We start from the raw sequence: 24154 nt of genomic DNA on the forward strand, positions 1-24154 counted from the left end.
TTGTATATTTTTATTCACACGTTTTATCATTTATATTTCTTCAATTACGTTTTTTTCACTATTTATCAAACGCGTAGTCCACGCATCCCGATTCCCATTATTAGCAAATTGGTTTCCATAGGCGGATGATTCCAGCCTTCAGGCGAGATTGTCTTTCTCTCCACTGAAATTTCAACCTGGTTCCCGCTAAGGCCGCAGTCTTGCATGTAATCCATAACAAGCTTTTTACCAAGCTCGGTAGCAGTTCCAAGGGCTTCCGTGTAGGTCTCGAACTTCAGCCTGCTGTCCGGGGCAAATACAAGGAAATCCTGTTCCGGGGACATCAGGCTTGCCGGACGTATCAGAATCTCAACTCTTTTAATACCCTTTCCTACGAGTGCTCCTACCGCGTTTCCGACCTCGGCATACTCAGGCACCAGAATCTCTGCATCAATGAGTTCTTCCAGTTCTTTCCTGTGCGCCCGGACAGGCCCACCAAGCAACACGACCGGGATATCCAGTTTGAATCTGGCAGGATAGTTTCCATCCAGAATTTTTTCAATGGATGCACGTGGAATGTCTGGGAGGATATACGAGAGCAGATGGAGTGCCATGTTCCTGGCGACCCGCTTCTTTACGGCAATACAAAACTCTCCAGGAGCCATGCGCATGAGCCTTGCAAGTCTTTCTGCGCCTACCCTCGACGCATCGGCGTTCCAGGATGTGTATTCTCCAAGCACATGCAGGGCATCAGTAGGAGTGAAACCTATTGCCTGCACAAGGCGTTTTCTGATAAGGGAGTCAAGTGTCAGCGGATGCAGGTCTTTTCGGATAAGGGTTTTGATTTCGGGCACTGAGACCGGCTTTTCGCCTATAACCTCCAGGATCTCGGCTTCCGCCCTGCTCAGTTCTCCTGCCTGGTAGCCAGATCTTACAAAAAACTTTGTAGGTTGAATGTTTTCATCGAGATCTTCTCTGGGAGGCATGATTGTTCTTTTGAGATTATTCAGAAAATCCGGATACTCTACCGCAGCTACCGCGAGGGGCATGACTCGCCTGGGACCAAGAAAAAGTTCCCTGTCTACGGTCCAGATATGGCTGTCTCCGCCTGTAGCTGTTGTTTCCATCCTTATTGCCCGGACACGGGTCTTCCAGCCCCCAACAATGGCTCCCTCGTCGCTCAGGTCAGGCACACCCATACAGATTGAGGAGATATCCGTGCTTGTGCCCCCAACATCCACTACTGCGCAGGTCTTGAACCCTGAGAGGTAAGAAGCCCCTACAAGGCTTGCTGCCGGGCCTGAAAAGATCGTCTCGATAGGTTTATTCAGGGCATCTCTTATACCCAGCACCGAGCCATCGCATTTGAGCATAAGGAGCCGTGCATTAATTCCACGCTTCATAATATCCGAGATAATGGACTGCACAAACTGCCTTGTTATAGGGATAAGCTGTGCATTGAGAAAAGCCGTTACCGCCCTCTCATAAGCCCCCAGTTCCTGGGAAAGCTCGTGCCCGCAAACCGCAGGCAGTCCTGTGAGCTCAAGAACGAGGTCCCTGGCTTTCAATTCATGCTCAGGATTCCTTGTACTGAAGTAGGAAGATATGGCAAAAGCTGAAACTTTGTCCTTAACCTGCATGGCAAATTTTTCGATAGCCTCAAGGTCAAGAGCAGCAACCTCTTCTCCGTTGTGGTTATGCCCGCCGGCAGTAAAAAGTACGTGTTCGGCTGGCAGTTCCTTTTCAAGCGGGTGGTCTCCTATGAGGATCAGGGCTACGGGAAAACCTGTGCCTTCAAGAATGGTATTGGTGGAAAGGGTCGTTGAAACCGAAACCAGCTTTACGTTTTCGAGATATTCAGGATTGAGCCCGTCAATTACGTTTTTAATGCCTGCAAGGGGGTCGGGATAAGTGGTAAGTGCCTTGTTCGAGTCTATTATCTCTCCATCCGAATCCCTTATAAGCACCGCATCGGTATAAGTGCCTCCTGCATCAATCCCAAGGCTGTAATGCATAACGAAAATAACTCCTTTTTTCTTTTTCTGTAAGTGTTTTTGAAAGGTTGTGATTTCTCTTTTAAATAATTGAGTAAAAAGATCGACTTCAGGATAAAGAAATGTTGATAAGATAATAGTAAGGCATAGTAAGGCAACAATATTTGGAATTATTAAATATAAATAGTTATTTCAATAATGTTTGAAACGGCTGGGATTAATAACTTCAGGGAAAGTATTCAATGTTTTCCTTCAATTTACTGATTATATAAATGTCAAATAAGAAATTGTACTATCTTTGAGGAAAACCTTAATTACCTAATTTTAGAAGAGAGAAGATACAGTAATTGAATATAAGCCAGATTAGTTAACGATTAAAAAGGATTCTATCGCTATGACTTCTTCAAAACCTGCTCGGAATTTCACTCCTCATCTTCCTGAGGATTTTGATGCCCGGATTTCCAGCGTCCTCCCTTACTACTCCTGCTTTCATCAGGAAACTATCAATTTCGTTAAATCCCTGCCATCGAGCCCGAGAATATGGATGGATACCGGATGCGGGACCGGATCTCTGGTTAATAAGGCAGTCAGGCAATTTCCAGTTACAAAATTCATTTTGCTTGACCCTTCGGAAGGTATGCTGGGTCAGGCAAGGAAAAAACTGTCATCCTGCCCTGCCGGCAGGCTGGAATTTCTGGAAGCTTCGGCTACCCAGGAATTTTCTCAGGAATTGGAGGAACAACCGGACGTTATAACTGCAATACAGTGCCATCACTACCTTAGCCGCGAAGATAGGGCTAAAGCCACCGCTGTTTGTTACAATCTTCTAAAAGAAAGCGGGGTTTATATCACCTTCGAGAATATCAGGCCGCTAACCGAAGAGGGTATCGCAATAGGAAAACGATACTGGCGCAGTTTTCAGGAAGCTAACGGCAGGACTGAGAAAGAAATAGAGGAACACCTGAAGCGTTTTGATACGGAGTATTTCCCGATAACTGTCGAAGAGCATCTGAAGCTCCTGAGAGATACAGGCTTCAGGACAGTGGAGTTATTCTGGTATTCTTATATGCAGGCTGGATTTTACTGTATTAAATAATTTTATTATTTTTTGTGCAATTAATTTTGCAGATTTCGTTAGTCTATTGCGGGCAAGGAAGCTGTCAAACTAAAGATTAGACTGAAGGCTCATAAATTTTTAATTTTACAAATCAGCCTATAAGTAAAATTCGGATAAAGTAACTGCTCCCGAAATGTATTGGATTTCCTGAAACCTTATAGTCTCAGGAATCCTGAAAAAAGAAATGGATTTAGTACGAAGAATTCTTTTTCTTCGCAATTCTGTCTCTTGCGTAATTTCCGCTGTTGCTCCGAGAGCTGCTGCGAGAATCACTGCGGGAATCGCTACGAGTGCTACCACGAGAATTGCCGCGAGTACCACCGCGAGATTCACTATCAACCTTTGAGCTTCTTCCCTTTGATTTCTGGGCAAGTTCAACAAAGGGTTTTCTTCCTCTCTGCTTGTTTTTGAAGATTTCAAGTAACGCTTCAGCCTGGGCAAAGGGTACGCTTACGAAGGAAAAGTGGGGGAAAATCTCTGCGTCCCTAATTCTCAGTTCGCTGTCTCCTGTTTCTTCCTGAATGAACTCGCACAGCTTGTCAGGGGTCATGCCGTCGACTTTTCCCATAGCGATGAATAGCCTGGTTTTGCCTTTTCTATCTACATAAGAACTGTCGGAGATTTCTGCGTACATGCTCTCGTCAAACTGTTCTTTGAAAGCGTACTTCAGAAGTGCAGCCAAGATCTTTTCTGCAGGGTATTCATCGAGAAGCTTTTCGCTCATCTCAAGGCAGTCGCCGTATTCTTCCATTTTTATGGTAGAATCAAGTTCGGCTTTTACTCTTGTCCTTTTGGCTTTAATCACATCTTTAATCTCAGGTAGCTTTCCTTTCTTCATCTCTGAATTTGAAGTCTTTTTTATGTAAGTAAGCCGCCTGTATTCGCTGGATGTAACAAAGGTGATAGCAGTTCCCTGTTTTCCTGCTCTTCCGGTCCTTCCGATCCTGTGTACATAAGATTCAGGGTCCTGGGGAAGAGTATAGTTAATAACATGGGTCAGGTCCATGATATCGATACCTCTCGCTGCAACGTCAGTCGCCGCGAGGATGTTTATCTTCTGTTTCCTGAACCTGTTCAGAATCTTTTCCCTCTCGTTCTGGGAAAGGTCACCGTGCAGGGCATCGGCTGCGTACCCCCGGTCCCCAAGTTTCTGGGCGAGCTGGGCGGTATCGGTTTTTGTCCTGCAGAATACAAGCCCGTAGAATTCGTCTTCAATATCGATAATCCTGCACAGGGCTTCGAATTTGTCGCTCTCCTTGACTTCGAAGTATATCTGTTCGGTCAGGTCTGCAACAAGCTCTTCTTTCTCAATAGCAACGTGCTCATAGTCCTGCATATATTTCTTGACAATACCAAGGATCGGCTTTGGCATTGTGGCTGAGAAGAAAAGCATGCGTTTCTCAGGTCCGGTTGCCTTTAAGATTTCCTTAATCTCGTCAATAAAGCCCATATTGAGCATTTCATCGGCTTCGTCAAGCACGAAATACGCAATGTGCCCAAGGTTCAGGCTCTTCCGCTCAAGGTGGTCGATAATCCTTCCCGGGGTTCCCACAACGATGTCAACACCGCTTTTCAGCACTCTGAGCTGCTGGGTCATGGACTGTCCCCCGTATATAGGGACGATGTGCAGCTTTTTATCTCCTTTCAGAGAGTTGAGTTCTTCCGAAACCTGGATTGCCAGTTCTCGGGTTGGGGTCAGAACTATTGCCTGCACCTTTCCTGATTTTTCAGGGATTTTTTCTATAATGGGGGCTCCGAAAGCCGTTGTTTTCCCGGTTCCGGTCTGAGCCTGCCCTATAATATCACGTTCTCCTTTCAAAAAAAGCGGGATGACCTTTTCCTGAATTGGGGTTGGTTCTTCAAACCCTTTCTTTTTGAGGGCTTTTAACATACTGTCAGAAAGCCCCAATGCCTTAAATTTTGCTAATTTTTCCATGTACTCACTCTAATATTGACAATTATTTTTTCCAGATCGTGTAGCTTACAGACCTGCTGTTTATATACTCTGCCGCATACCCGGCAGTATCCTTTGCGGAAGAGGCCACTTATCAAACAGGTACATGATACCAGATAAAAACAGGTAAACACGCCGTATAAATGGTTAATATCCCCGGGATGCGAGAAAGTGTGCCTAAGGACCAGGGAAATTCACAACCGATATACATAAAACTTATACAGCAAAAATTCGATTTTCTTGGATAAGTTCCGGACGCTTTTTTGAGTTCTTCCCTGTGATACAGGCAGACTGAATTATTAGATTAGATAATATTAGATTAAATAACCTTTAACAGGATAATTACCCTGTAACCCCTTTTCCTGTATATAACCCTTTGCTATTCCTCTAACGAGGTTTTTAATGATAAAGCTTTCTATCTCCATGACAACTTTGAGCCAGAAATCAGTGGTTTTCGGAAAATGCTACTTCTATTAATACCCGCAGGATGCAGAAAATGCTCAGATACGGGCTCTTTAGTAGTACTACTGCCTATTCAGTAGTACCATCCGTGAAAACTAAGTTCATCGGTTAGCATTTCTTTAAGAAGGTTCAGCCTGTCGATTGAATTCCTGATCTGTTCGGGCTTATCTACCATTTCCTCGCACCTGGTTTCTTCCTGTATTGTTGTAATCCTTAAAAGCTCGGCAAAATTAACACACTCATCCAGAAAACGGTTGAACAATTTGCGGGCCTTTACAAGACCGTCCGAAGTCCTGAAGTCCGGCTGGATGGTTTTTTCGTATTCTGCTCTCTGTTTCATATCTGAAACCAGGAGGCGCGACTCAACATAATCCCGGGTGTTCAGAAGATTCCCGAGATTTCTGAGATCAGTCCCTATATGCTGGGTAAAGTATGCGATTTCAAAAGCCCACTGCTTATCAAAATTAGTTTGCGAGCCCGTATTGGGAAAAGGAATTCTGCTCGTCAGCCGATTCATCTCCTGTTTATCTTTGCCTTTTTTCAGTATTAACATGCTGGAAGAAAGAATAAAAGCTTAACTAAATTCTCAGGCTCTATAATATGTTTTCTGGAATTTGTTTCGGGATATCCGCAGGATTATATGTTTTTCTGAAATTTTTCCTGACTCGGTCCAGCCAGCTACCTGACTTCTGCCCTGAGCCCTGCTGTATATAATTCTTATTCGAATCCGGTTTAGAGGATTCACTCTGATCTACTGTCATGCCTGGGGTTATGCTTTAATATGGTCATGTTGATTTTTTCTTAAAAAAGGGATTGGGTAAAATGCAAATGGAATTCAGTGTCAGAGGAGCCGAGCTTTCGGATCTGTATAAGATTATGGTGCTTTACAGGGCTGTTGCAGCCCGTTCGGGTGGAATCGCAAGACAGGCCGATGAAGTCACCGAAGCCTATGTCCGAAACTTCATCGAGCGATGTCATGAGACAGGCATTATTCTGACAATTGAGGAACCTTCAAATTCCGGAACCCTGATTGCGGAAGTTCATACTTGCAGCCCGGGTATAAAGGTCTTTTCGCATCTTTTCAGCGATCTTACAATAGCTGTGCATCCGGACTATCAGGGTAAGGGAATAGGTTCATTGCTGTTTCGGACCCTTTTGCAGGAAATCAAATCAAAGCATCCTGAAATCCTCAGGGTTGAACTAATTGCAAAAGAGAGCAATCAGAAAGCCATAAGATTTTACAAAAAATTCGGTTTCAGGGCTGAGGGCAGGCTTGAAAAGCGAATTTCCGGCAAAACAGGAGAACTGGAAGCTGACATTCCCATGGCCTGGATCCGGCAGGGATAAGAACAGCAATAACTCATAAATAAAAGAGGTTAGGCTTTCTAATTAAGAATTTCATATCAGATTTCACTATCTTAAAACTTAGACCGGTATCAAATTTTTTTGATTTTTGGCTTTCGGTATTTTATAAGTTCGAGTCCTTGAATGTATCGGAGGATGAAAATGTCATTTCTGAACGATATTTTACCCGATACTGCTGAAGCATTTGGAAATTTGAGAAATTCCGTTTTTGAGAACGGCGCACTTGACCGCAAGAGCAAAGAATTGATTGCAGTTGCTTCTTCAGTCCTTATGCGCTGCCAGTTTTGTGTTGACGCCCACGCGCAAAGGGCTCTTGCACATGGAGCCAGCAAACAGGAAATCGCTGAAGCCATTGCCGTTGCCATGTTTATAGCAGCCGGTTCCCAGATCGGCTGGACAAACATTTACGACAAAAATATTTATGACTCGATCTTTGAGGAGGAAGCTGGTAAACCCGAAGAAAAGAAAGGGTGCTGCTGTAGCGACTGATGTGGGAACTGCAGGAGAGATAAGGGCAATATTTTGATGAAGTTCAAAAATAAGTAAAAACTGTATTAGTGGATCGGCACTCATTCTGAATGTACTCATTAGAAAACGTATTTATTACAAACATGCTCATTAAAATAAAACACTCTAGATATACTCATTGAAAAGCAATCGTAAGTAATAAGTATTATTTTATCGTGGCTTTTGAGGGAATCCCTGTTAGGAATTCCCTTAGCTGCCACATTTAGACCGGAGAACATTCAGTATTGTTTTTCAGGTATCTTTTTTTAAAGTTAAAAGCATTATCAAAAAAGAATAAATTTAAAATTAAATTCTTATTTTGAAGCTGCTTTCGGTGCTTTTGGTTTGTCTACTATCGGAACTACTACTTTAACAGTTTCTTTCGCACCGGTTTTTACTCTTTCATTAGATATCGATAGACAGTCTTTCGGGCAACCAACAACGCATTCGGTGCACATAATGCATCGAAATAGATTAATTTCCCACATTTTGTCGGCTTTGGTGACTGTAATTGCATCCGGTGGACATTTCTTCTGACATATCCCGCAGAGAATACAGTTTCCAGGATCGAAAACAATCCTTCCTTTAAACTCTTTGAAAGGTTCCCTTATCTCGAAGGGGTAAAGTCTGGTAGCCGGTTTACGAGAAATGTTTGTTAGAACAAGATTTAACATACCCATCATATCACCCTTCTCTTTATCTTTCAGTGCAGCTAATGCAGGGATCTATAGTAAGCACGACTATAGGCACATCTGCGAGTCTAACGCCTGGGAGCATCAGTAACAGTGAAGGTATATTTGCAAAGGTAGGGGTTCTTACTTTAAGCCTTTCCAGGTTTTTAGTACCATTACCTTTCACATAGTATACAACTTCACCTCTGGGCTGCTCTGTTCTCATAATTGCTTCACCGGTTGGGAAGCCCTTTATGGGTGTTGCAATATCACCATTAGGCAGCTTGGAGATCGCATTTCTTATCAGCTTAATAGACTCATATAATTCATCTATTCTTACTTTAGTCCTGCCGTAGCAATCTCCCTCTTTCGCGACAGCTGTCTTAAAACCGAGATCCTTATAAATATCCCAGTCCGCTGTCTCTCTTACGTCGATGGCGTTTCCGCTTCCTCTAAGTGTAGGACCGGCAGTTCCAGCCTCATATGCAAGCTGCTTTGACATTGTAGCTAGGCCTACAAGTCTTTGCTTAACCGTGTAATTGTTTACGAACACTTTTTCAATGTCTTTAATTTTGGGTTCCAGCGAATCACACATTTTCAGAAGCATGTCAATGTTCTCTTTAGTCAAATCTCTGCTGACTCCTCCGACTTTGGATATTGAATGTATGACTCTGTTTCCAGTGATTCTCTCCGCTACATCCAGTACTTCCTCTCTGTACTTCCAGCATTCGTAAAAGAGACTTTCAAACCCGAAGCCATCGGCAAACAGACCGAGCCAGAGAAGGTGACTGTGAAGTCTGTTGAGTTCACCAACTATTACTCTTATATACTCTGCCCTTTCAGGAATCTCGGCATCGAAAAGTTTTTCGACTGCCTTTGTATAGGTTATTCCGTGGAGGGCACTGCATATTCCGCAAATTCTCTCGCAAATATATGTGGTTTGATTATAGTCCTTTGTGTCTATAAATTTCTCAAGCCCTCTGTGAACGTAGCCCAGTGAGGGAAGTGCTCCAACAACAACATCGTTATCAATCTCAAGTTTTAACGATACTGGTTCGGGTAAAACGGGATGTTGAGGACCAAACGGTATTACGGTTGTCATGTGATTCTCCTCTCAAATTGCTTTAAGCTAAGGGAGCTTTCGGACTGTTTGGCGTTAAGTAGAGGTGTCCCTTGTAATCTATTGCTAAACCTTCGAAGGTCAATCCAAAGAGGTCCTGGTACTCATTCTCGATCAAAAGTGCACAGAGATAAATGCCTGATACACTCTTGGGCTTCTCGCCTGGTTTCACAAAGTACCTTAGATTTTTTAATTTATTGTCTTTCTCAAAGACATATATAAAATCATGACCTTCGTTAGCTTTCAGGCATATCATAGTAGAGTATCGATAGCCATCACTTTTTAAACCCTCAATGGTTTTTAGCAGTTCTCCACTGCTTTTAATCTCTGTGGCTTCTATGGTATTCTCAAGCATTCGATGGCACCTCTTTCCCTTTCAATTTTACTTCTTTTCCTTTAATGTTCCCTTTCTTCTTGTTCTCAAGTATTGAAAGTGCCGCTACTACGCCATCAAGTATGGCTTCAGGTCTTGGGCAGCATCCGGGAACATATGCATCTACGGGTATGACCTGGTCCACTCCGCCTATCACATTGTAGCAGTTATGGAATATCCCGCCTGTGGATGCACAGGCGCCGACTGCTAAAACAACTTTGGGATCAGGAATCTGGTTATAGATGTTCTTGATCACATTTACGTTTTTATAATTCACCGAGCCTGTAACCACCATTATATCTGCTTGTTTGGGAGTACCAATGTTTAAAACACCAAATCTTTCAGCATCATATAGAGGAGTAAGACAGGCTACTACTTCAATATCACAGCCATTACAACTGTTACAATTTACATGTATAATCCATGGGGATTTTGCCAAACTCATAAGTCTCCCTCTTTACATTATTGTGGCTTCACTAAAGTACAGGAATGCTATGTTTACAATGGAAAGTATCAGTAAAACCGACCAGCTCAGTTTGAGCATCCACTGCCAGTAAACTCTTGCAGTAATGTTATCTATAAGAGTTACAAAGAAGAATGCAGCCGCAGATATGATCAAACCTATCAATGGGTTTACTGCCCAGAATACGAAAATAAGTCCTGTCAAGAACACGTATTCATAGAAGTGCCCAATCTCAATTCCTGCCATACCTGGTCCCGAATATTCGGTAAGCATACCTTTAACCAGCTCCTGGTGAGCATGGTGAGAGGTCGAATAGTCAAAGGGTGATTTTTTCAGCTTTATATTCAGGACAACTATCATTGCTATGAATATAAGAGGCGTATATACCAGGAGAGGGGTTGATGCATCTACTACTGCAGATAGCTTAAAAGTACCTGTAAGCAAGTATATTGCAAGAGCATACAATATTAAAATTGGTTCATATGCCAGTATAGCCATAATCTCCCTTGAACTTCCTACCCTGGCGTATGGAGAACCAGTGCTCATTCCTCCTACTATGAGAGCTATTGATGATACTGTGTATACAAATATTATCATCAGAATATCTGCTCTAAACACTAACATCAAGAGGCTCAATATTAAGAAGGCTACGTATACTACCACGTAGAAGTTTTGAGATGGGTTTACAACCATGTTGTCTTTGCTGAGGAGTTTCTTGACATCGTAATATGGCTGCAAAAGAGGAGGGCCGACTCTACCCTGCAATCTTGCGGTAATTTTCCTGTCAATTCCTGCGTACAGGCAGCCGATTATAGGAGCTACAAATATAACAAGAGCGGCTATTAAAATATCGGTCATATTCATATCAATACTCCTCCCGCTAATGCAATTATGATAAGTATTATGGAAATTGCATATCCGAGTGTTGTAAGTTTACTTTCTCCAAAAGTATTCTGGAGGTAAATGTTAGATACACTGCTCTTATCATAGCTGCAAAGTCCGTTTCTGAACATTAATTTGTCCATCTCCATATTGTTTTCCCCACACATATAATAGCCAGCTGTACGCGGGGTGAACATATTTCTGGTAGCGAAATAAATCACGAAAGCCAGAGCAAGCGCTACAAATATTGCGGCGTAGGCAAATGCCCCAATCTCGGAAGTGAATTGTCCAGCCTGCCCTGAGACGGTAGGAGCAGTGTTGAGTAAGATCTCGACCTGAGGTCTAATGAAATAGTCGTATATTGTAAATACAAGTATACTTGTAGCCACTATAGCTAGTCCAAGGAAGGACAGTGGGAAGTATGTTTCCGGTTTTTTGTGGTGAACTGCATTTTTATCCATGCTGGATGATAGGATTGTTCCCATCCACTTAGCATAATAAACTGTAGTGAGTGCACTTCCAAGTATAAGGAAGACTATCACAATAGGATTGCTTGATGCAGCTTCCATTGATACCCATTTTGTAAGCAGTACCCCAAAAGGAGGTAACAGCATGGATACCATTCCCAGAGCTGCAAGTGTGGTGAGAAGAGGAGCCTTCTTTACTAATCCTGACATGTCCTCGATATCTCGGCTTCCTATAGTGTGCTCGATTTCACCTGTGCACAGGAAGAGAAGAGCTTTTGATATTGCGTGGAACAGAATCAGCATAATCGCAGCAGCTACAGCAAGAGGTGTGCCGATTCCAGCGCTTGCGATAATTAATCCCAGGTTTGCAATAGTGGAGTAAGCAAGTACTCTCTTGGCATTTCTCTGGGATAAGGCTAAAGCCGAGCACATAACGAAGGTAAAGCTACCGTAAACTGCAATGGCTGTTCCGAGACTTGATCCTGCAAAAGCCGGCACAAGTTTGACAACTAAAAACACACCAGCATTTACCATCGTGCTTGAGTGCAGTAAGGCAGAAACCGGGGTTGGAGCTACCATTGCGCCCAAGAGCCAGCTCTGGAAAGGCATCTGAGCAGATTTCGCAAAGCCTCCGATACAGAGTAGGGCAACAGGAAGAGCTACAACGGCCATTGCTGCTGCGTCAGTTCCAGCGTAAACTCCAATTCCAGAAAGGGTAGCGATATCATTAGTAGCGAGAAGAATTATGCCTACAGAAAAAGCAATTCCACCTACAAGGTTCAAAGCCAGAGCCCTGAAACCGTTATTTATTCCTTCTTCATCCATATTGTATGAGATCAACACGAACGAACACAGAGTTGTCAGTTCCCAGAAAAGGAACAGCCATCCCAGTGTGTCAGCCATTACAAGACCGTTCATGGCTGCCAGGAAGAAGCTCATTGTAAAGTAGAAAGTTTTTTGTCTGTTTAAATGCCTGTGCTCTTCATATTCATCCATATAACCGGTTGCAAATAAAATAATTGCAGTACCGACTATATTCACAATTAATATCATTATCTGGGAAAATTGATCGATATTAAAAGAAGCACCTTCGGCATGTGGCGCATTGGTAAAAGTGTAAGCAAATATAGCTGCTGAAATTATTCCCAGTGCAAGTGTAGGCCAGTTTTTATATTTTGCTGACACAGCAATAATAAATAGTATCACCAGTACTTCGAGTATAAGGACAATGTTTTCAAACATTGCGAAATTTGGTTCGCCAATTTCAACTACTCCAGTACCATCTAATACTAAATTAACTGATAAAGCTACTCCAATTATGAAAAAAGCCCAGGCCAAATACTTATATAGAGATTTGGGAAGGGCTACGAATAAAAGCGAAAACAGTATGGGTACTGCAATTAATAGCATAACAGTGTTTTCTATCATACAGCGTATCCTCCGATCTATTAATCCTCCGATCCGTTTATTCTCTGACTATGTGGCGGAATTTATACAGTTGAAAAACAAATCAATTATGTATGACGTTTTTATAACCCTTTTTTTATATCCCGAAAGGTTTTTATATTGATTTCTCAGCCCAACTGCGCAATTCCTGAGTATATAAGAATATGGACTAATAGTCCACTAATATTATAATATTCTTATATCAAAATCACAAGAAATAATAATATGCGAATAATGTCGATATAAATTCGACATGTTGCCAATTCTTAATTATAGCAAAGGCATATTTAAAGATAGTGATTTTCTTTTCAATTTTATATTACTAAGAAGAATAATGGACAAAATAGCCCCCAAATATTGTTTTTTTCCGATTTTCTTTTTTATAGTAACAATGCTACTCAATGCTAATATGTGCTACCAGGTAACTTCAATATCCTACTAAAGTTATGTAAATTAGCATGCACAAAGCCCTATTTAAATATAGTGGTTTCAGTTTATTTTTATATTGCTCCTGAGATTTATTTTTTAATAGCCTTCAAATCTCACAGTTATCCAAATCTAAAGACCGAAATAAAAAATAAACAATAATATCAAATTATTCCAATAATTAATATAACAAAGGCATATTTAAAGAAAGTGATTTTATCTTTATTTTTATATAATTCTTGTTATATACTGGAATAAACAGTCACATCGAACATAAAAAATGTTATTTACAGGCCATTTCACAAATAACTTAGATAGGTGTATATAATTAAGCGCATTCCTGTCTGTCTATTCCATAAAGGGATAGGAAAACTTTTGAACTTATCTTCTGAATTTTCAAAATCTGAACTTATCTTTATTTTTTCTCATAATCCTAACCAGGGAAAGCATTACAGGAACTTCCACAAGCACACCCACTACAGTAGCAAGGGCTGCTCCCGAATTCATCCCGAAAAGGATGAGAGCCACTGCTACAGCCAGCTCAAAGAAATTGCTCGCTCCTATGAAAGTAGAGGGAGCAGCTTCTCTATAGGAAATTCTAAGGTATTTCGCTCCTGCATACCCAATCCAGAAGATAAGGTAAGTTTGCAGTACAAGAGGGATTGCAATCAGGAGGATATGTAGAGGATAATTTATAATATTCTCTCCCTGAAAAACAAAGATAAGGATAAGAGTAACTAAGAGACCAAGAGGGGTTACCCACTCAATTCTTCTTATCAGCCTGTTCTCAAACCAGGTAATGCCTTTTTTCCTTATCACTACCTGCCTTGTCAGCACAGCCAGACCGAGCGGCAGTGCTACATAAAAAACAACGGAAACGAATATAGTCATCAGAGGCACAGGAAAATCGGTTGTGACCCCCAGGAGAAATTTCCCAAGAGGAGCAAAGAGAATCAGGATAATAAGATCATTTATTGATACCTGAATAAGTGCATAATTGATATTAGCCTTTGCAAGATAGGTCCAGACAAGTACCATTGCCGTGCAAGGGGCAAGTCCTAGCAGGATCATGCCTGCGATATACTGGTCCCGTAAATCCGCAGGAATAAACGATGCAAAGATTACACGCATGAAGAGCCATGCAATGAAAGCCATGGTAAAGGGCTTTACTATCCAGTTTACAGCAAGGGTTAGCAGAAGGGGCTTTAAATTTGCTTTAACATTCAGGATCTCTTCAAAGTTTATTTTCAACATGATAGGGTACATCATAATAAGAAGTACAACAGCTACAGGTATGGAGACATTCGCAAGCTCGATTCTCCCTAGGGTATCCGCAAAACCCGGGAAAACGTAGCCGACTGCGGTTCCCAGTACTATGCAGATGGCAACCCAGATAGAAAGATATTTACTGAAGAAGTCGAGTTCCCGTTCCTCCTCAAATTCTATTTTCTCTCTTTCTCCGGACATTTATTCTCCCTTCCTTCTTTCTCCCTCTCTTCCCCTGCTTGCCGGGATTAAAAGTACAGGTTTTATGGTTTGCCGGAGTACTTTCTCTACGGTACTTCCAAGCAGCAGTTCCTTCACTTCTCCCCTCCCTCTGGCAGTCAGTATAATAAGGGTAATATCTTCTGTTTCGGCAAGCCTGGTAATTTCTTCAGACGGAACCCCTTGAGGAATGCTGTACCTGACATTAACTCCCGAAAAACGTTTCCCTAGCTCTTGAAGTCGGCTGATTGTTTCTGCCCTCTGCTCGTCAAGCAGATCGAAATCTTTTATATTATCTATAACATGGACAAACACAATCTCTTTCAGGATTTCAGTAAACTCCTGAAGCTGCTCAACCGCCCTTATGGATTCTTTTGAGAAATCAAGAGGCACGAGAATTCTGGAAAAAGTTGTTCGGCAGGCTTTCCCGTAAACTTCCTTTCCTTCTCTCAGAACGTTATATTTTTCGATAAGAAGCATCCTTTCGGATCTGTGAGTTATATATTCCGTAGTTCTTCCCAGCAATCTGCCCTTTATAAGTCCTTCAGTGGTTGCTCCCATTATGATACAGTCAACGTGGTTCTGGTTGGCAACCTCTATTATAACCTTTTTGACCTCTCCGACCACAACCAGTGCTTCGGCTTCAAGCTCAAGGGCTGTGGCAAAGTCCGCATAATGTTCAATCTCTTCTTTTGCATGCCTCTCAAACATCGGGGCAAGCCCCTGAGCTTTATGGATATCTATCACATGCAGCAGAATGACTCTCTTTAGTCCGGCATTTTTCAATTCCCCTATGCAGCCGAGCAAATCTTCCGTTTCTATGGTGAAATCAGTAGGAACAAGCACTCTTTCAATCAATCCAATGCCCCCGGTTTCAGAGGATACCCCAAAAGCTTCTTCACTTCACTGTCTCTTCCTCTTCAAGACTCCTTTTTATAGTATATTTTTGCAGCATAAATAGGTATAATAATGACTCTACCTGGGGTCGGAAACATGTAACTTAAGGTTATAACTGTTGATAAGGTAAAAAGATAGAATGCCTCCTCTGCTGACGCCTATAACTATATGTATCCATACCTTCCCCACGGGTGTCTTTTATGTTTTCAAAGGTAAAGCCCAGTCTTTCCTTTACTGTCAGCTCTTCGGGATTTCCAGTCTGCTGTCCTGCTTCTATCTTATAAATAAAGTCCTCCGTATACTCTCTTTAGAATATGAACTTTATTTTTGATTAATCATGGTCTTTCAGTTTCCCTTAATTTTTGTATTTTTCATTTCGTTTATCTATCAATATACATTTATATGTTTATTTGAAGTATAATTCTATCGCTTTAAGTAAATCTTTTTATAATAATACCTGAGTTAGAGTGAGCATCTTACTACAGCAAGACTCAAAACAGATCCGTTTCAGGTTTACGTTCAGAGTTTAATGTATACCTGCTAAAAAGTAAGAAGACCTTTAGGGATGCACTGGTTTGAGAAAATCAATTGAAAAGTTGAAAACGGTTAAATTGCATTTTTGAAAAATACTTATTGAGGGTCACATATGGTTAAATGTTCTATTTGCGGAAAGGATGAAAACTCACTGCTTAGAGTAAAGCACAGGAGACTTGGCATAATAAAACTCTGCTTTGAATGCTGGGAAGTGGAGAGTAGCAACAAGAATCTTCTTCCTTCATGTGGTGGATGCGGCTGCTGTAAGTGAATCTGCTGTCAGGTTATTTCTTAAGCTCTTTTATCTTCCATTTTACAGCCTGTTAACTTTTGTACAGGATTCTTGATCCTTTACCTCCAGTTTCCCCTCAAAGGAATTTTGAAACCTGTGGATTCGCTTCCCTATCAATATCTAATGATATTGATATATTTAAAAATAAAAACTCCCTGATATCAGTATCAAAACCAGGACAGGGAAATAAAAATCCTTGTCCGGACCGGGTGCCCGGAATCGAATAAAAAAAGCAGGTTGAAAATTTACTCGGACTGGAGTATATCCCCAACTTTCTCAAGAACAAGAGCGATTTCTTCGTCCTTCAGATCCATATCTCTCGTTTTCTTAATCCCCAGCTCGGAAATTATTATGTGTCGGTCTACGTTAAAGCCTGCAAGCTCAAGGGTTTTTCTGGCGCAATTCACCGGACAACCGTCAATAGCCATGATCTTTTCGGAAGATTCTGCGGATTTCATAAGACCTGGCGCTCGAGCTCCAATTCCCACTGTGCACATCATGTTTCCGACTTCCTGCCGGGCAAGCTCGATTGCAATTTTATTTGAAATCTGTCCAGTGTTCGAGGCTCCCGCACAGGGAAAAATTGCGATATTAGCTGCTCCGCATGCACATTTCATATTTTCTGCCATAATGCTACACTCTCCTGGTTGTACTTTATATTCTGGAATTTATTAAAAATCTATATCCGGAGAATTACTTAGTTTATTATTTTTTAATCCATTTTTTAATATCATCCACGCTTGGGACTTTTCCTGCGACCTTAACATCCCCATCAATAACGAGAGCAGGCGTGACCATGACCCCGTATGCAAGAATTTTGTCGAAGTCCTCTACCTTTACGATCTCAGCATCTACACCTGCTTCCTTAACGGCTTTCTCAGCTATTTCTTTCGTCTTTTTACACTTTGCACATCCCGTGCCCAGTACTTCGATCCTCATATTTTTCACCTCAACTTTTAAATTAAACTTACTCGATCTTTTTATCAGTCGATTTTGTTGATTCTATAGCTCTAATTTCTTCATAGATTATTTTAAGTTTTGTTTGCATTCCTGTTTACGCAATCATAGTCCCGAATATGTAGCCTGAGATAGTTGCAATCAACACAACCAGGAAAATATAACTCATCCCTTTTTTTACTCCCATTACCCTGTTGATTACAATCATACTCGGAAGACTGAGTGCAGGGCCTGCAAGCAGCATAGAAAGAGAAGGGCCTTTTCCCATTCCAAGCAGGGTAAGAGCGTTGATTATTGGCACCTCCGTAAGAGTGGAGAAGTACATCAGGGCTCCTGTAATGGATGCAACAAAGCTGGAAGCAAAGGAATTTCCTCCTACGAAATATGCTACAATCTCTTTTGGGAGCACTTCAACTATAATGCCTGCGAAAAATACCCCTATCAGGAGCAGAGGGGTAATTTGTCGGATCAGGAACCAGGTCTCACCCATCCAGCTTTCAAGTTCCTCTTTTGAGAACCACTTAAAAGACAAATATGCAGTAAGCCCTATCAAGGGTGTCCAGGCAATTATCTGAGTTATGTATTTCCATCCCCAACCGGACATAATTTCCGGAGCCACAAGAACAATAATGAGCAAAATGAAAAGCTGAGAACTATATCTATGCTCTTCTTCTCCAAAAGTTTTTATGGAACTGCGTTCCGTTTCTTTCTTTTCGTAAACTAGAGACATTGTCATGCCTATAAGTACTGAAAGAAGAACAGCCGAAAAAGCTCTTGCAGCCCCAAGGTCATATCCCAGGATTTTTGCGGTATAAACAACTGCAAGAATATTGATTGCCGGGGCAGAGAATAGGAAAGTGGTTGCAGGGCCTATACCCGCCCCTCTCTTGTATATTCCCGCAAAAAGAGGAAGAGCCGTACAACTGCAGACTGCAAGAAGGCAGCCTGAAGCCGCAGCTACGGTATATGAGATGTATTTTGGGGTATCTGCTCCAAAGAACTTCAATACGGATTCTTTGGAAAAGAGGGAGGCTATCGCTCCAGCCAGAAAAAAGGCAGGTAGAAGGCACATCAAGACATGCAGGGCCAGATATTCCTGCAGTGACTGAACCCCGACTGATATAAGATATAGGAAATAGTCCAGACTCATTTTTTCCAGATCCTGAATTGTTATTTCAAATATATTTGAAGAGAGCTATATAAAATTTCCTATTTCAAATTATTTTGAAATGGCTTCCTGGCTATATCTCATTGATAAAACGATATAATTCTGTAGATTAACTGGCTGCAAAGTTTAGATCCTCTTGTATACTATTCTCTCATAATTTTAAAAAGGCTGGCATTTCAATAAATCAGAGTAGCCGTACATCATTGTACTTATATATTTCTAGTAGTATTTTGAGAGTATGGTTAAAATCGAATCAAGATGCGTCTCCAGAAAAAGGTGTTTTACATACACCATTCTCCTGTTTATCCTTGCAGGTATTTTTGAGATCGGGGGAGGATACCTTTTGTGGCTATGGCTGCGTGAAGGCAGGGAACTTATCTTTGCGCTTTTGGGAGCAATTGTCCTGTTTTTATATGGAGTCGTGCCTACTTTCCAGCCGTCTTACTTCCACAGGATATATGCAACTTATGGTGGCATTTTTGTTGTCATGTCCCTTTTATGGGGCTGGATCTTCGATAAAATCCCTCCCGATACTTATGATCTCATAGGCGCCCTGATTATTCTTATCGGAGTGTCAATTATTTACTACTGGCCAAGAGAGGATGAGAACATTGATTGATCCCGCTCTTTCTCTTGCTTTATTTTTTCTGGCTGCCCTTTTTGAGATCGGAGGAGGTTATTGTATCTGGCTCTGGCTAAGGGAGAATAAAGGAGCAGCATTCGGGCTGCTCGGAGGACTTACATTAGCGATTTACGGGATAATTCCTACTTTCCAGCCTGCGCACTTCGGCAGGGTTTATGCTGCCTACGGAGGAATCTTTATTGTTTCGTCCCTGATCTGGGGAGTTATTGTCGATAAGAAAAATCCCGATAAATATGAAATTATAGGGGCATTGATCGCACTTGCAGGTGTGATGATAATGTTCTACGTGCCTCGTTAACGGGTAAGTATAAAGGAAGGATCAGGTTTTATCCTGACCCTTTTACTTAACTGAATTAAGCCTTTCTCTTTAGTTTTTTCAATGAATCGTATCATAGGCACATTCGCCGTGAAGAGAAATATCAAGACCTACAAGCTGCTCCTGGTCTGTAGCTTTTACCGGAGTAATTGCATTTATCAACATCAGCATAATGTAGGTAAATACGAATGCGTAGACTGAAGTAGCTACAACGACCACAACTTCTTTGATAAAGAATGCAGTGCCTCCATAAAGCAGTCCGTCAGTTCCTGCCGGGTTTATAGCCGTTGAAGCAAAGATTCCAAGGAGAATTGTCCCTGTAACGCCTCCGATTCCATGTACACCCCATACATCAAGTGCATCGTCCCATTCCATCCTGTTTTTAAGGTGTACTGCATAGTAACAGACAATTGATCCGATGATACCCATCAGTGCAGCCACAGGTAAAGAGACAAGGCCGGCTGCAGGTGTAATTGTTGCAAGGCCTGCAACTGCCCCTGTCATGAGCCCGACAAATTTCGGTTTTCTTTCCCTGGACCATTCTATTATCATCCAGGTAACAGCTGCAAAAGAAGCTGAAACATCGCTGTTCAGGAATGCGAGTGCGGTAATTCCGTCAACATTGAGTTCACTTCCGGCGTTAAAGCCATACCATCCGAACCAGAGAAGAGCAGTGCCAATTGCCATTAAGGGAATACTGTTCGGTTTTCCTCCTTTATACCTTCTTGTGCCTACATAAAACACCGAAGCAAGGGCTGCAAATCCGGCTGTCGCATGGACCACGATCCCGCCTGCAAAGTCAATTATCCCCATTTCCGCAAGCAGGCCACCTCCCCAGATCATATGTACAAAAGGATAGTAAACAAAAAGCTGCCAGAGAATAAGGAAAATAACATAAGCTTTGAAAGTGACCCGGTTTGCAAATGCTCCCGTAATCAGAGCCGGTGTAATAATTGCAAACATCATCTGGTAAGCCACGAACACGAGCTCAGGAAATCCCGTATCTTTGAACATCATAGTTGGGGTAATTCCGTTCAGAAATATTTTGTCCAGGTTTCCTATGATTGCACCTTCTCCCCCGCTAAAGCACAGGGAATACCCGACAATAAACCAGAGAACAGTTGTCACTCCCATTGAGACAAAACTCTGCATCATAATTCCTAATATGTTTCGCTTACAGGAGAGCCCCCCGTAAAAGAATGCAAGACCAGGAGTCATGAGCATTACAAGACTTGTGGCAAGCAGCATAAAGCCTGTTGAACCAGTATTTAACATCTTTTCATCCCATCTACTTTTATATGATAACTAGGAAATCTCAAATATCTTGCCTTTTTCCTACCTAATTTTACTTAAATATTTCTACCATTCATATTACAGGAAATATAATTTCAAGGAATTTTCACGGGAAAAGATGACTAAAAATTGGATTTCACAATGCGGAAAAGTAGAAAATTCCAGATAAATGCGGGATAGGATGATTGAAGATAGAAAACATAAGTTTCATGGAAGTGATTTTACTATCCATAAAACTCAGCTTCCTGTAAAATTCACGTTTTTGTTTTCGTTTTTTGTCCTTAATTTCTTTATCTTCACAGAAACAAAACAGGATTTTAATGCAGCCTTTTTTCACCTGCGATTGCGAAGTCAAGATGTCCGATCCAGCCAGCAGATTCGTCAGACCCGGTTAATTTGAGTTCAGCCCGAAGGTTTGTAAGCTTGATTGTATGAGTCTAGAGAGTCTTTTCCTCTATTGTTCCGTATCAAGGTAAAAAATTGGAAAATTGAAAGTAAAGAGTTCCTGCAACTCATACGTTATAAGCGGCTTCACCATGCTGTGTTTTGTCAAGCCCGATATTTTCTTCACTTTCAGTTACCTTGAGCCCTATAGTCCTGTTGAGTACAAACCCGATCAGGAGGGTACAGGCACTTGCATATATAATTGTAAGGACTACGCCTTCAAGCTGAATCATCAGCTGGCTGGAGTTCCCAAGGAGAAGGCCTTCGCCTCCTACGCTTGCATATACGCCTGTTAAAAGTGCACCGATTATTCCGCCTACTCCATGAACTCCGAAGGCATCGAGCGAATCATCGTACCCAAACCTGTTTTTGAGCATCACGGCCTGATAGCATATAAAGCTTGTAATCGCACCTATTGGAATTGCTGCCATTGGCGTGACAAACCCGGCAGCCGGAGTTATTGCAACAAGCCCTGCCAGAACCCCGGTTGCGAATCCCAGAGCAGTTGGATGTCCCAGGTGATGCCATTCCACTGCCATCCAGACAAACCCTGCTGCTGCTGGGGCTACCAGCGTTGTAAGGAATGCGAGGGTTGCGATTTCATTTGCAGCAAGAGCCGAGCCTGCGTTGAACCCGAACCATCCAAACCACAGAATTCCGGCGCCAAGAAGTGTCAGAGTAATGTTATGTGGCTTCAGGGTATCAACGCCATATCCTCTTCTCTTTCCGAGGTAAGTCAGTATTGCAAGCGAGGACATACCTGCTGTTATGTGAACAACCGTACCGCCTGCAAAGTCCAGAGCTTCCCCAGTGAGGAATCCGCCGCCCCACACCCAGTGACATACAGGTGCATAGACTATGAGTCCCCACAGCGCAATGAACGCGATGTAAGACTTGAACTTAACACGTCCCACAATTGCACCTGAAATAAGAGCAGGTGTAATTATTGCAAACATTCCCTGAAATGCTACAAATGCATAAGTTGGAATTGTGCCAGTTACCGAATATGCGTCAATCCCTTTAAGGAATGCGTATTCAAGGTCGCCCACAAACCAGTTGCCTTCTCCAAAAGCAAGCGAGTAGCCTGCTAACACCCATACCAGAGCCATAACGCCCATTGCAACGAATGAATGCATCATGCTGCTCAGGACGTTTTTGCGCTGGACAAGCCCGCCGTAGAAAAGCGCCAGTCCGGGAACCATTAGTAATACCATTGCAGATGAAATCAGTACCCATACTGTGTCTGCAGCTTCGATAGCCATATTTATCCCCTCATAAAGCTTCAGGTCCGCTTTCGTTCGTTCGAATCCGTATTACGTCATCAAGTGGAAGCACAAATATCTTGCCGCTTCCGATGTACCCGTCATTGCCCATTGCTCCGGTTTTTATTGCTTCAACAATTGGTTGAAGAAAATGATCTTCAACTGCGATTTCAATCTTAATTTTCTCAAGCAGGTTTGCTTCATATTCCGTTGCCCTGTATATTTCCAGATGCCCTTTCTGTGCACCATAACCTGCAACGGATGAGACTGTTAATCTGTTTACCTCAAGTTTCTGAAGTTCTCGTTTGACCGCATCAAGTCTTTCCGGCCTTATCATAGCGATTATGTATTTCATCTCAACCACCAATCGGTAGCTTGTATCCTATCCTATTATATTTAAAGATATCTATCAAGGGTTCTGTAACGTCTGCGTCAGTTCTGAACTGTCAAAAATGAGTGTAACATATCGTCTGGTTTTGAGGAAAAGTTTGTGCAAAATAATTAAAATTACAGTCAGAGAATATTAATTCGTCTATCCTCAATTATTATTGTTAGAAGGTTACATCGAGATAAGATCGATTAAAATCAAAAAGTTTAATTCCATACACTGAATTTCCATACATAAGTACGAAAACTAGAGGATTAAAATTGAACATTGCTGATATTGTAATGTCAAGTGCGAAAAACAACACTATCATCAAAACTTGGCATTATATGGAGCAAGTCACATTACGTCAAGACTCCGTAGTTCCCGATGATGATGGTGTTCAGGCTTTACTCTCAAGTAAAAAACCTGTTTGCATAGCGAAAGGTAAAACCGACGATAGTTTTATACTCTTCTACGACGTAGATGTTGTATATGACTTGATGATAGTAATATCTGTTAAATCTATTAAAAAATCGAGTTCATACCAAATTTTTTTATTAACTATCCATAGACAAAATGCAAAAAGGAGACCGAAAGCAGATGAGTGATTTTAAAAGAGAAATAAATCTCTGGAATTATGATGCCGAAACCGATATTTTATTTTTCCGCGACAATAGAATAAAATATCATTCATCTATTCTTTTGGGAGACCTAATCGTAGAGCTTGATGAAACAGAGACGCCTATGGGTATGGAATTACTTAATGCATCTGTTAATTTTAGGATATCGAAAACAGTATTGAGGAATATTAAAAAAATAAGCGCTGAAGTAGATATATCTAAAGAAGAAATAAAAGTAAAAATGAAAATATTCGTTATAAGTAGAAACGCAAGAATTGAAAAAGTAAGTACTGCATTTGGAATAAATGATATAAATTTGCAGCCAGTACAAACGGCTATGGTTTATTAATAAAAGATTTCAATATCTTTTTTATTCCTTTATTCATTTGTCTCTTCTTTTGGCACTGTAACGACAATTATCAATTTATTTTTCCTCGGTTCTATATTCCATTCTAATTTATCCCCCTCTTTTAAGTCAAATTGTTTTATCCCCGATTGTTGTATCCTGAAATAATTTCGCAGATTCAAAGCTATTTGAAAGTTCGATACACGATACAACAGCAGGGGGCACAAAAAGTTAAACGTTGAGCAAGTTTCAATTCCATTTTGGTACTGTGGAATAATCATGTAAAATGAAACAAGTTCGAAAT

The 24154-nt window shown here is 41.5% G+C and carries 25 protein-coding genes; 8 read left to right on the forward strand and 17 right to left on the reverse strand.

The features are described 5' to 3' along the window. Positions 1–65: 65 nt before the first annotated feature. A complete protein-coding gene (locus EQO05_RS08420) occupies positions 66–1994 on the reverse strand; it encodes a hydantoinase/oxoprolinase family protein (protein WP_128505568.1) in 1929 nt (642 codons plus the stop codon). A 373-nt stretch (positions 1995–2367) separates the two neighbouring features. Between EQO05_RS08420 and EQO05_RS08425 the strand changes: the two genes are divergently transcribed. Further along, a complete protein-coding gene (locus tag EQO05_RS08425; RefSeq protein ID WP_128505570.1) occupies positions 2368–3069 on the forward strand; it encodes a class I SAM-dependent methyltransferase in 702 nt (233 codons plus the stop codon). Between the two features lie 211 nt (positions 3070–3280). Here the strand turns inward: EQO05_RS08425 and EQO05_RS08430 are convergent, their stop codons facing one another. After that, positions 3281–5026 (reverse strand): DEAD/DEAH box helicase, encoded by a 1746-nt coding sequence (locus EQO05_RS08430; RefSeq protein WP_128505572.1) that lies wholly within the window; start codon positions 5024–5026, stop codon positions 3281–3283. Positions 5027–5579: 553 nt separating this feature from the next. Then, the gene (locus EQO05_RS08435) at positions 5580–6023 is read right to left on the reverse strand and encodes a hypothetical protein (protein ID WP_128505670.1); all 444 of its coding nucleotides are present in this window, start codon (positions 6021–6023) and stop codon (positions 5580–5582) included. Positions 6024–6328: 305 nt separating this feature from the next. Between EQO05_RS08435 and EQO05_RS08440 the strand changes: the two genes are divergently transcribed. Further along, positions 6329–6853: an N-acetyltransferase gene (locus EQO05_RS08440; RefSeq protein WP_128505574.1), complete on the forward strand. Its 525-nt coding sequence runs from the start codon at positions 6329–6331 to the stop codon at positions 6851–6853. Between the two features lie 159 nt (positions 6854–7012). Next, positions 7013–7360 carry a carboxymuconolactone decarboxylase family protein gene (locus EQO05_RS08445; protein ID WP_128505575.1) on the forward strand — a complete coding sequence of 116 codons (348 nt, stop codon included), beginning with the start codon at positions 7013–7015 and terminating at the stop codon, positions 7358–7360. A gap of 332 nt (positions 7361–7692) precedes the next feature. Here the strand turns inward: EQO05_RS08445 and EQO05_RS08450 are convergent, their stop codons facing one another. From EQO05_RS08450 to EQO05_RS08485, 8 genes are all read right to left on the reverse strand, one after another. Further along, positions 7693–8061 (reverse strand): 4Fe-4S dicluster domain-containing protein, encoded by a 369-nt coding sequence (locus EQO05_RS08450; RefSeq protein WP_240664497.1) that lies wholly within the window; start codon positions 8059–8061, stop codon positions 7693–7695. Between the two features lie 13 nt (positions 8062–8074). Further along, on the reverse strand, positions 8075–9151 hold the full coding sequence (locus tag EQO05_RS08455) for a nickel-dependent hydrogenase large subunit (protein WP_128505577.1): 1077 nt from the start codon (positions 9149–9151) through the stop codon (positions 8075–8077). 22 nt (positions 9152–9173) lie between these two features. Continuing rightward, positions 9174–9524, reverse strand: a complete 351-nt coding sequence (locus EQO05_RS08460) for an NADH-quinone oxidoreductase subunit C (RefSeq protein WP_128505578.1) — start codon at positions 9522–9524, stop codon at positions 9174–9176. Next, a complete protein-coding gene (locus EQO05_RS08465) occupies positions 9517–9987 on the reverse strand; it encodes an NADH-quinone oxidoreductase subunit B family protein (protein WP_128505580.1) in 471 nt (156 codons plus the stop codon). Before EQO05_RS08465 ends, EQO05_RS08460 begins: the two co-directional genes overlap by 8 nt. Positions 9988–9999: 12 nt before the next feature. After that, positions 10000–10869 carry a respiratory chain complex I subunit 1 family protein gene (locus tag EQO05_RS08470; RefSeq protein ID WP_128505582.1) on the reverse strand — a complete coding sequence of 290 codons (870 nt, stop codon included), beginning with the start codon at positions 10867–10869 and terminating at the stop codon, positions 10000–10002. Then, the gene (locus tag EQO05_RS08475) at positions 10866–12596 is read right to left on the reverse strand and encodes an NADH-quinone oxidoreductase subunit L (RefSeq protein WP_240664498.1); all 1731 of its coding nucleotides are present in this window, start codon (positions 12594–12596) and stop codon (positions 10866–10868) included. The genes EQO05_RS08470 and EQO05_RS08475 overlap by 4 nt, the downstream gene beginning before the upstream one ends. Before the next feature lie 1026 nt (positions 12597–13622). Further along, positions 13623–14693: an ACR3 family arsenite efflux transporter gene (arsB, locus tag EQO05_RS08480; protein ID WP_128505586.1), complete on the reverse strand. Its 1071-nt coding sequence runs from the start codon at positions 14691–14693 to the stop codon at positions 13623–13625. Then, the gene (locus tag EQO05_RS08485; RefSeq protein WP_128505588.1) at positions 14694–15569 is read right to left on the reverse strand and encodes a universal stress protein; all 876 of its coding nucleotides are present in this window, start codon (positions 15567–15569) and stop codon (positions 14694–14696) included. It lies immediately after the preceding gene. A 685-nt stretch (positions 15570–16254) separates the two neighbouring features. On the opposite strand from EQO05_RS08485, the gene EQO05_RS15515 reads away from it, so the two are divergent. After that, the gene (locus tag EQO05_RS15515; protein ID WP_164888509.1) at positions 16255–16413 is read left to right on the forward strand and encodes a hypothetical protein; all 159 of its coding nucleotides are present in this window, start codon (positions 16255–16257) and stop codon (positions 16411–16413) included. A gap of 266 nt (positions 16414–16679) precedes the next feature. Here EQO05_RS15515 and EQO05_RS08490 read toward each other — a convergent pair whose 3' ends face one another. The 3 genes from EQO05_RS08490 to EQO05_RS08500 all read right to left on the reverse strand — a co-directional run bounded on the left by EQO05_RS08490 (position 16680) and on the right by EQO05_RS08500 (position 18541). Beyond that, positions 16680–17063 (reverse strand): putative zinc-binding protein, encoded by a 384-nt coding sequence (locus EQO05_RS08490; protein WP_128505589.1) that lies wholly within the window; start codon positions 17061–17063, stop codon positions 16680–16682. 76 nt (positions 17064–17139) lie between these two features. Further along, positions 17140–17373, reverse strand: coding sequence for a thioredoxin family protein (locus EQO05_RS08495; protein ID WP_128505591.1), 234 nt, complete (start codon positions 17371–17373; stop codon positions 17140–17142). A 115-nt stretch (positions 17374–17488) separates the two neighbouring features. After that, positions 17489–18541: a permease gene (locus EQO05_RS08500; RefSeq protein ID WP_128505593.1), complete on the reverse strand. Its 1053-nt coding sequence runs from the start codon at positions 18539–18541 to the stop codon at positions 17489–17491. Between the two features lie 256 nt (positions 18542–18797). Between EQO05_RS08500 and EQO05_RS08505 the strand changes: the two genes are divergently transcribed. Further along, on the forward strand, positions 18798–19178 hold the full coding sequence (locus tag EQO05_RS08505) for a YnfA family protein (protein ID WP_128505594.1): 381 nt from the start codon (positions 18798–18800) through the stop codon (positions 19176–19178). After that, a complete protein-coding gene (locus EQO05_RS08510) occupies positions 19162–19500 on the forward strand; it encodes a YnfA family protein (protein ID WP_164888510.1) in 339 nt (112 codons plus the stop codon). The genes EQO05_RS08505 and EQO05_RS08510 overlap by 17 nt, the downstream gene beginning before the upstream one ends. Positions 19501–19578: 78 nt before the next feature. On the opposite strand, the gene EQO05_RS08515 is transcribed toward EQO05_RS08510, so the two are convergent. From EQO05_RS08515 to EQO05_RS08525, 3 genes are all read right to left on the reverse strand, one after another. Continuing rightward, the gene (locus EQO05_RS08515; protein WP_128505596.1) at positions 19579–20793 is read right to left on the reverse strand and encodes an ammonium transporter; all 1215 of its coding nucleotides are present in this window, start codon (positions 20791–20793) and stop codon (positions 19579–19581) included. Between the two features lie 530 nt (positions 20794–21323). Then, complete coding sequence (locus EQO05_RS08520; protein WP_128505598.1) at positions 21324–22517, reverse strand: ammonium transporter; 1194 nt, start codon at positions 22515–22517, stop codon at positions 21324–21326. Positions 22518–22527: 10 nt separating this feature from the next. Further along, complete coding sequence (locus EQO05_RS08525; RefSeq protein WP_128505599.1) at positions 22528–22872, reverse strand: P-II family nitrogen regulator; 345 nt, start codon at positions 22870–22872, stop codon at positions 22528–22530. Between the two features lie 293 nt (positions 22873–23165). Between EQO05_RS08525 and EQO05_RS08530 the strand changes: the two genes are divergently transcribed. Both EQO05_RS08530 and EQO05_RS08535 read left to right on the forward strand, forming a co-directional pair. Continuing rightward, the gene (locus tag EQO05_RS08530) at positions 23166–23492 is read left to right on the forward strand and encodes a hypothetical protein (RefSeq protein ID WP_128505601.1); all 327 of its coding nucleotides are present in this window, start codon (positions 23166–23168) and stop codon (positions 23490–23492) included. After that, positions 23485–23853: a DUF2283 domain-containing protein gene (locus tag EQO05_RS08535; RefSeq protein ID WP_164888511.1), complete on the forward strand. Its 369-nt coding sequence runs from the start codon at positions 23485–23487 to the stop codon at positions 23851–23853. The genes EQO05_RS08530 and EQO05_RS08535 overlap by 8 nt, the downstream gene beginning before the upstream one ends. The last annotated feature ends 301 nt before the right edge of the window (positions 23854–24154 follow it).

This window comes from Methanosarcina sp. MSH10X1 (genome assembly GCF_004099695.1).
In the GTDB taxonomy this organism is placed as follows: domain Archaea; phylum Halobacteriota; class Methanosarcinia; order Methanosarcinales; family Methanosarcinaceae; genus Methanosarcina.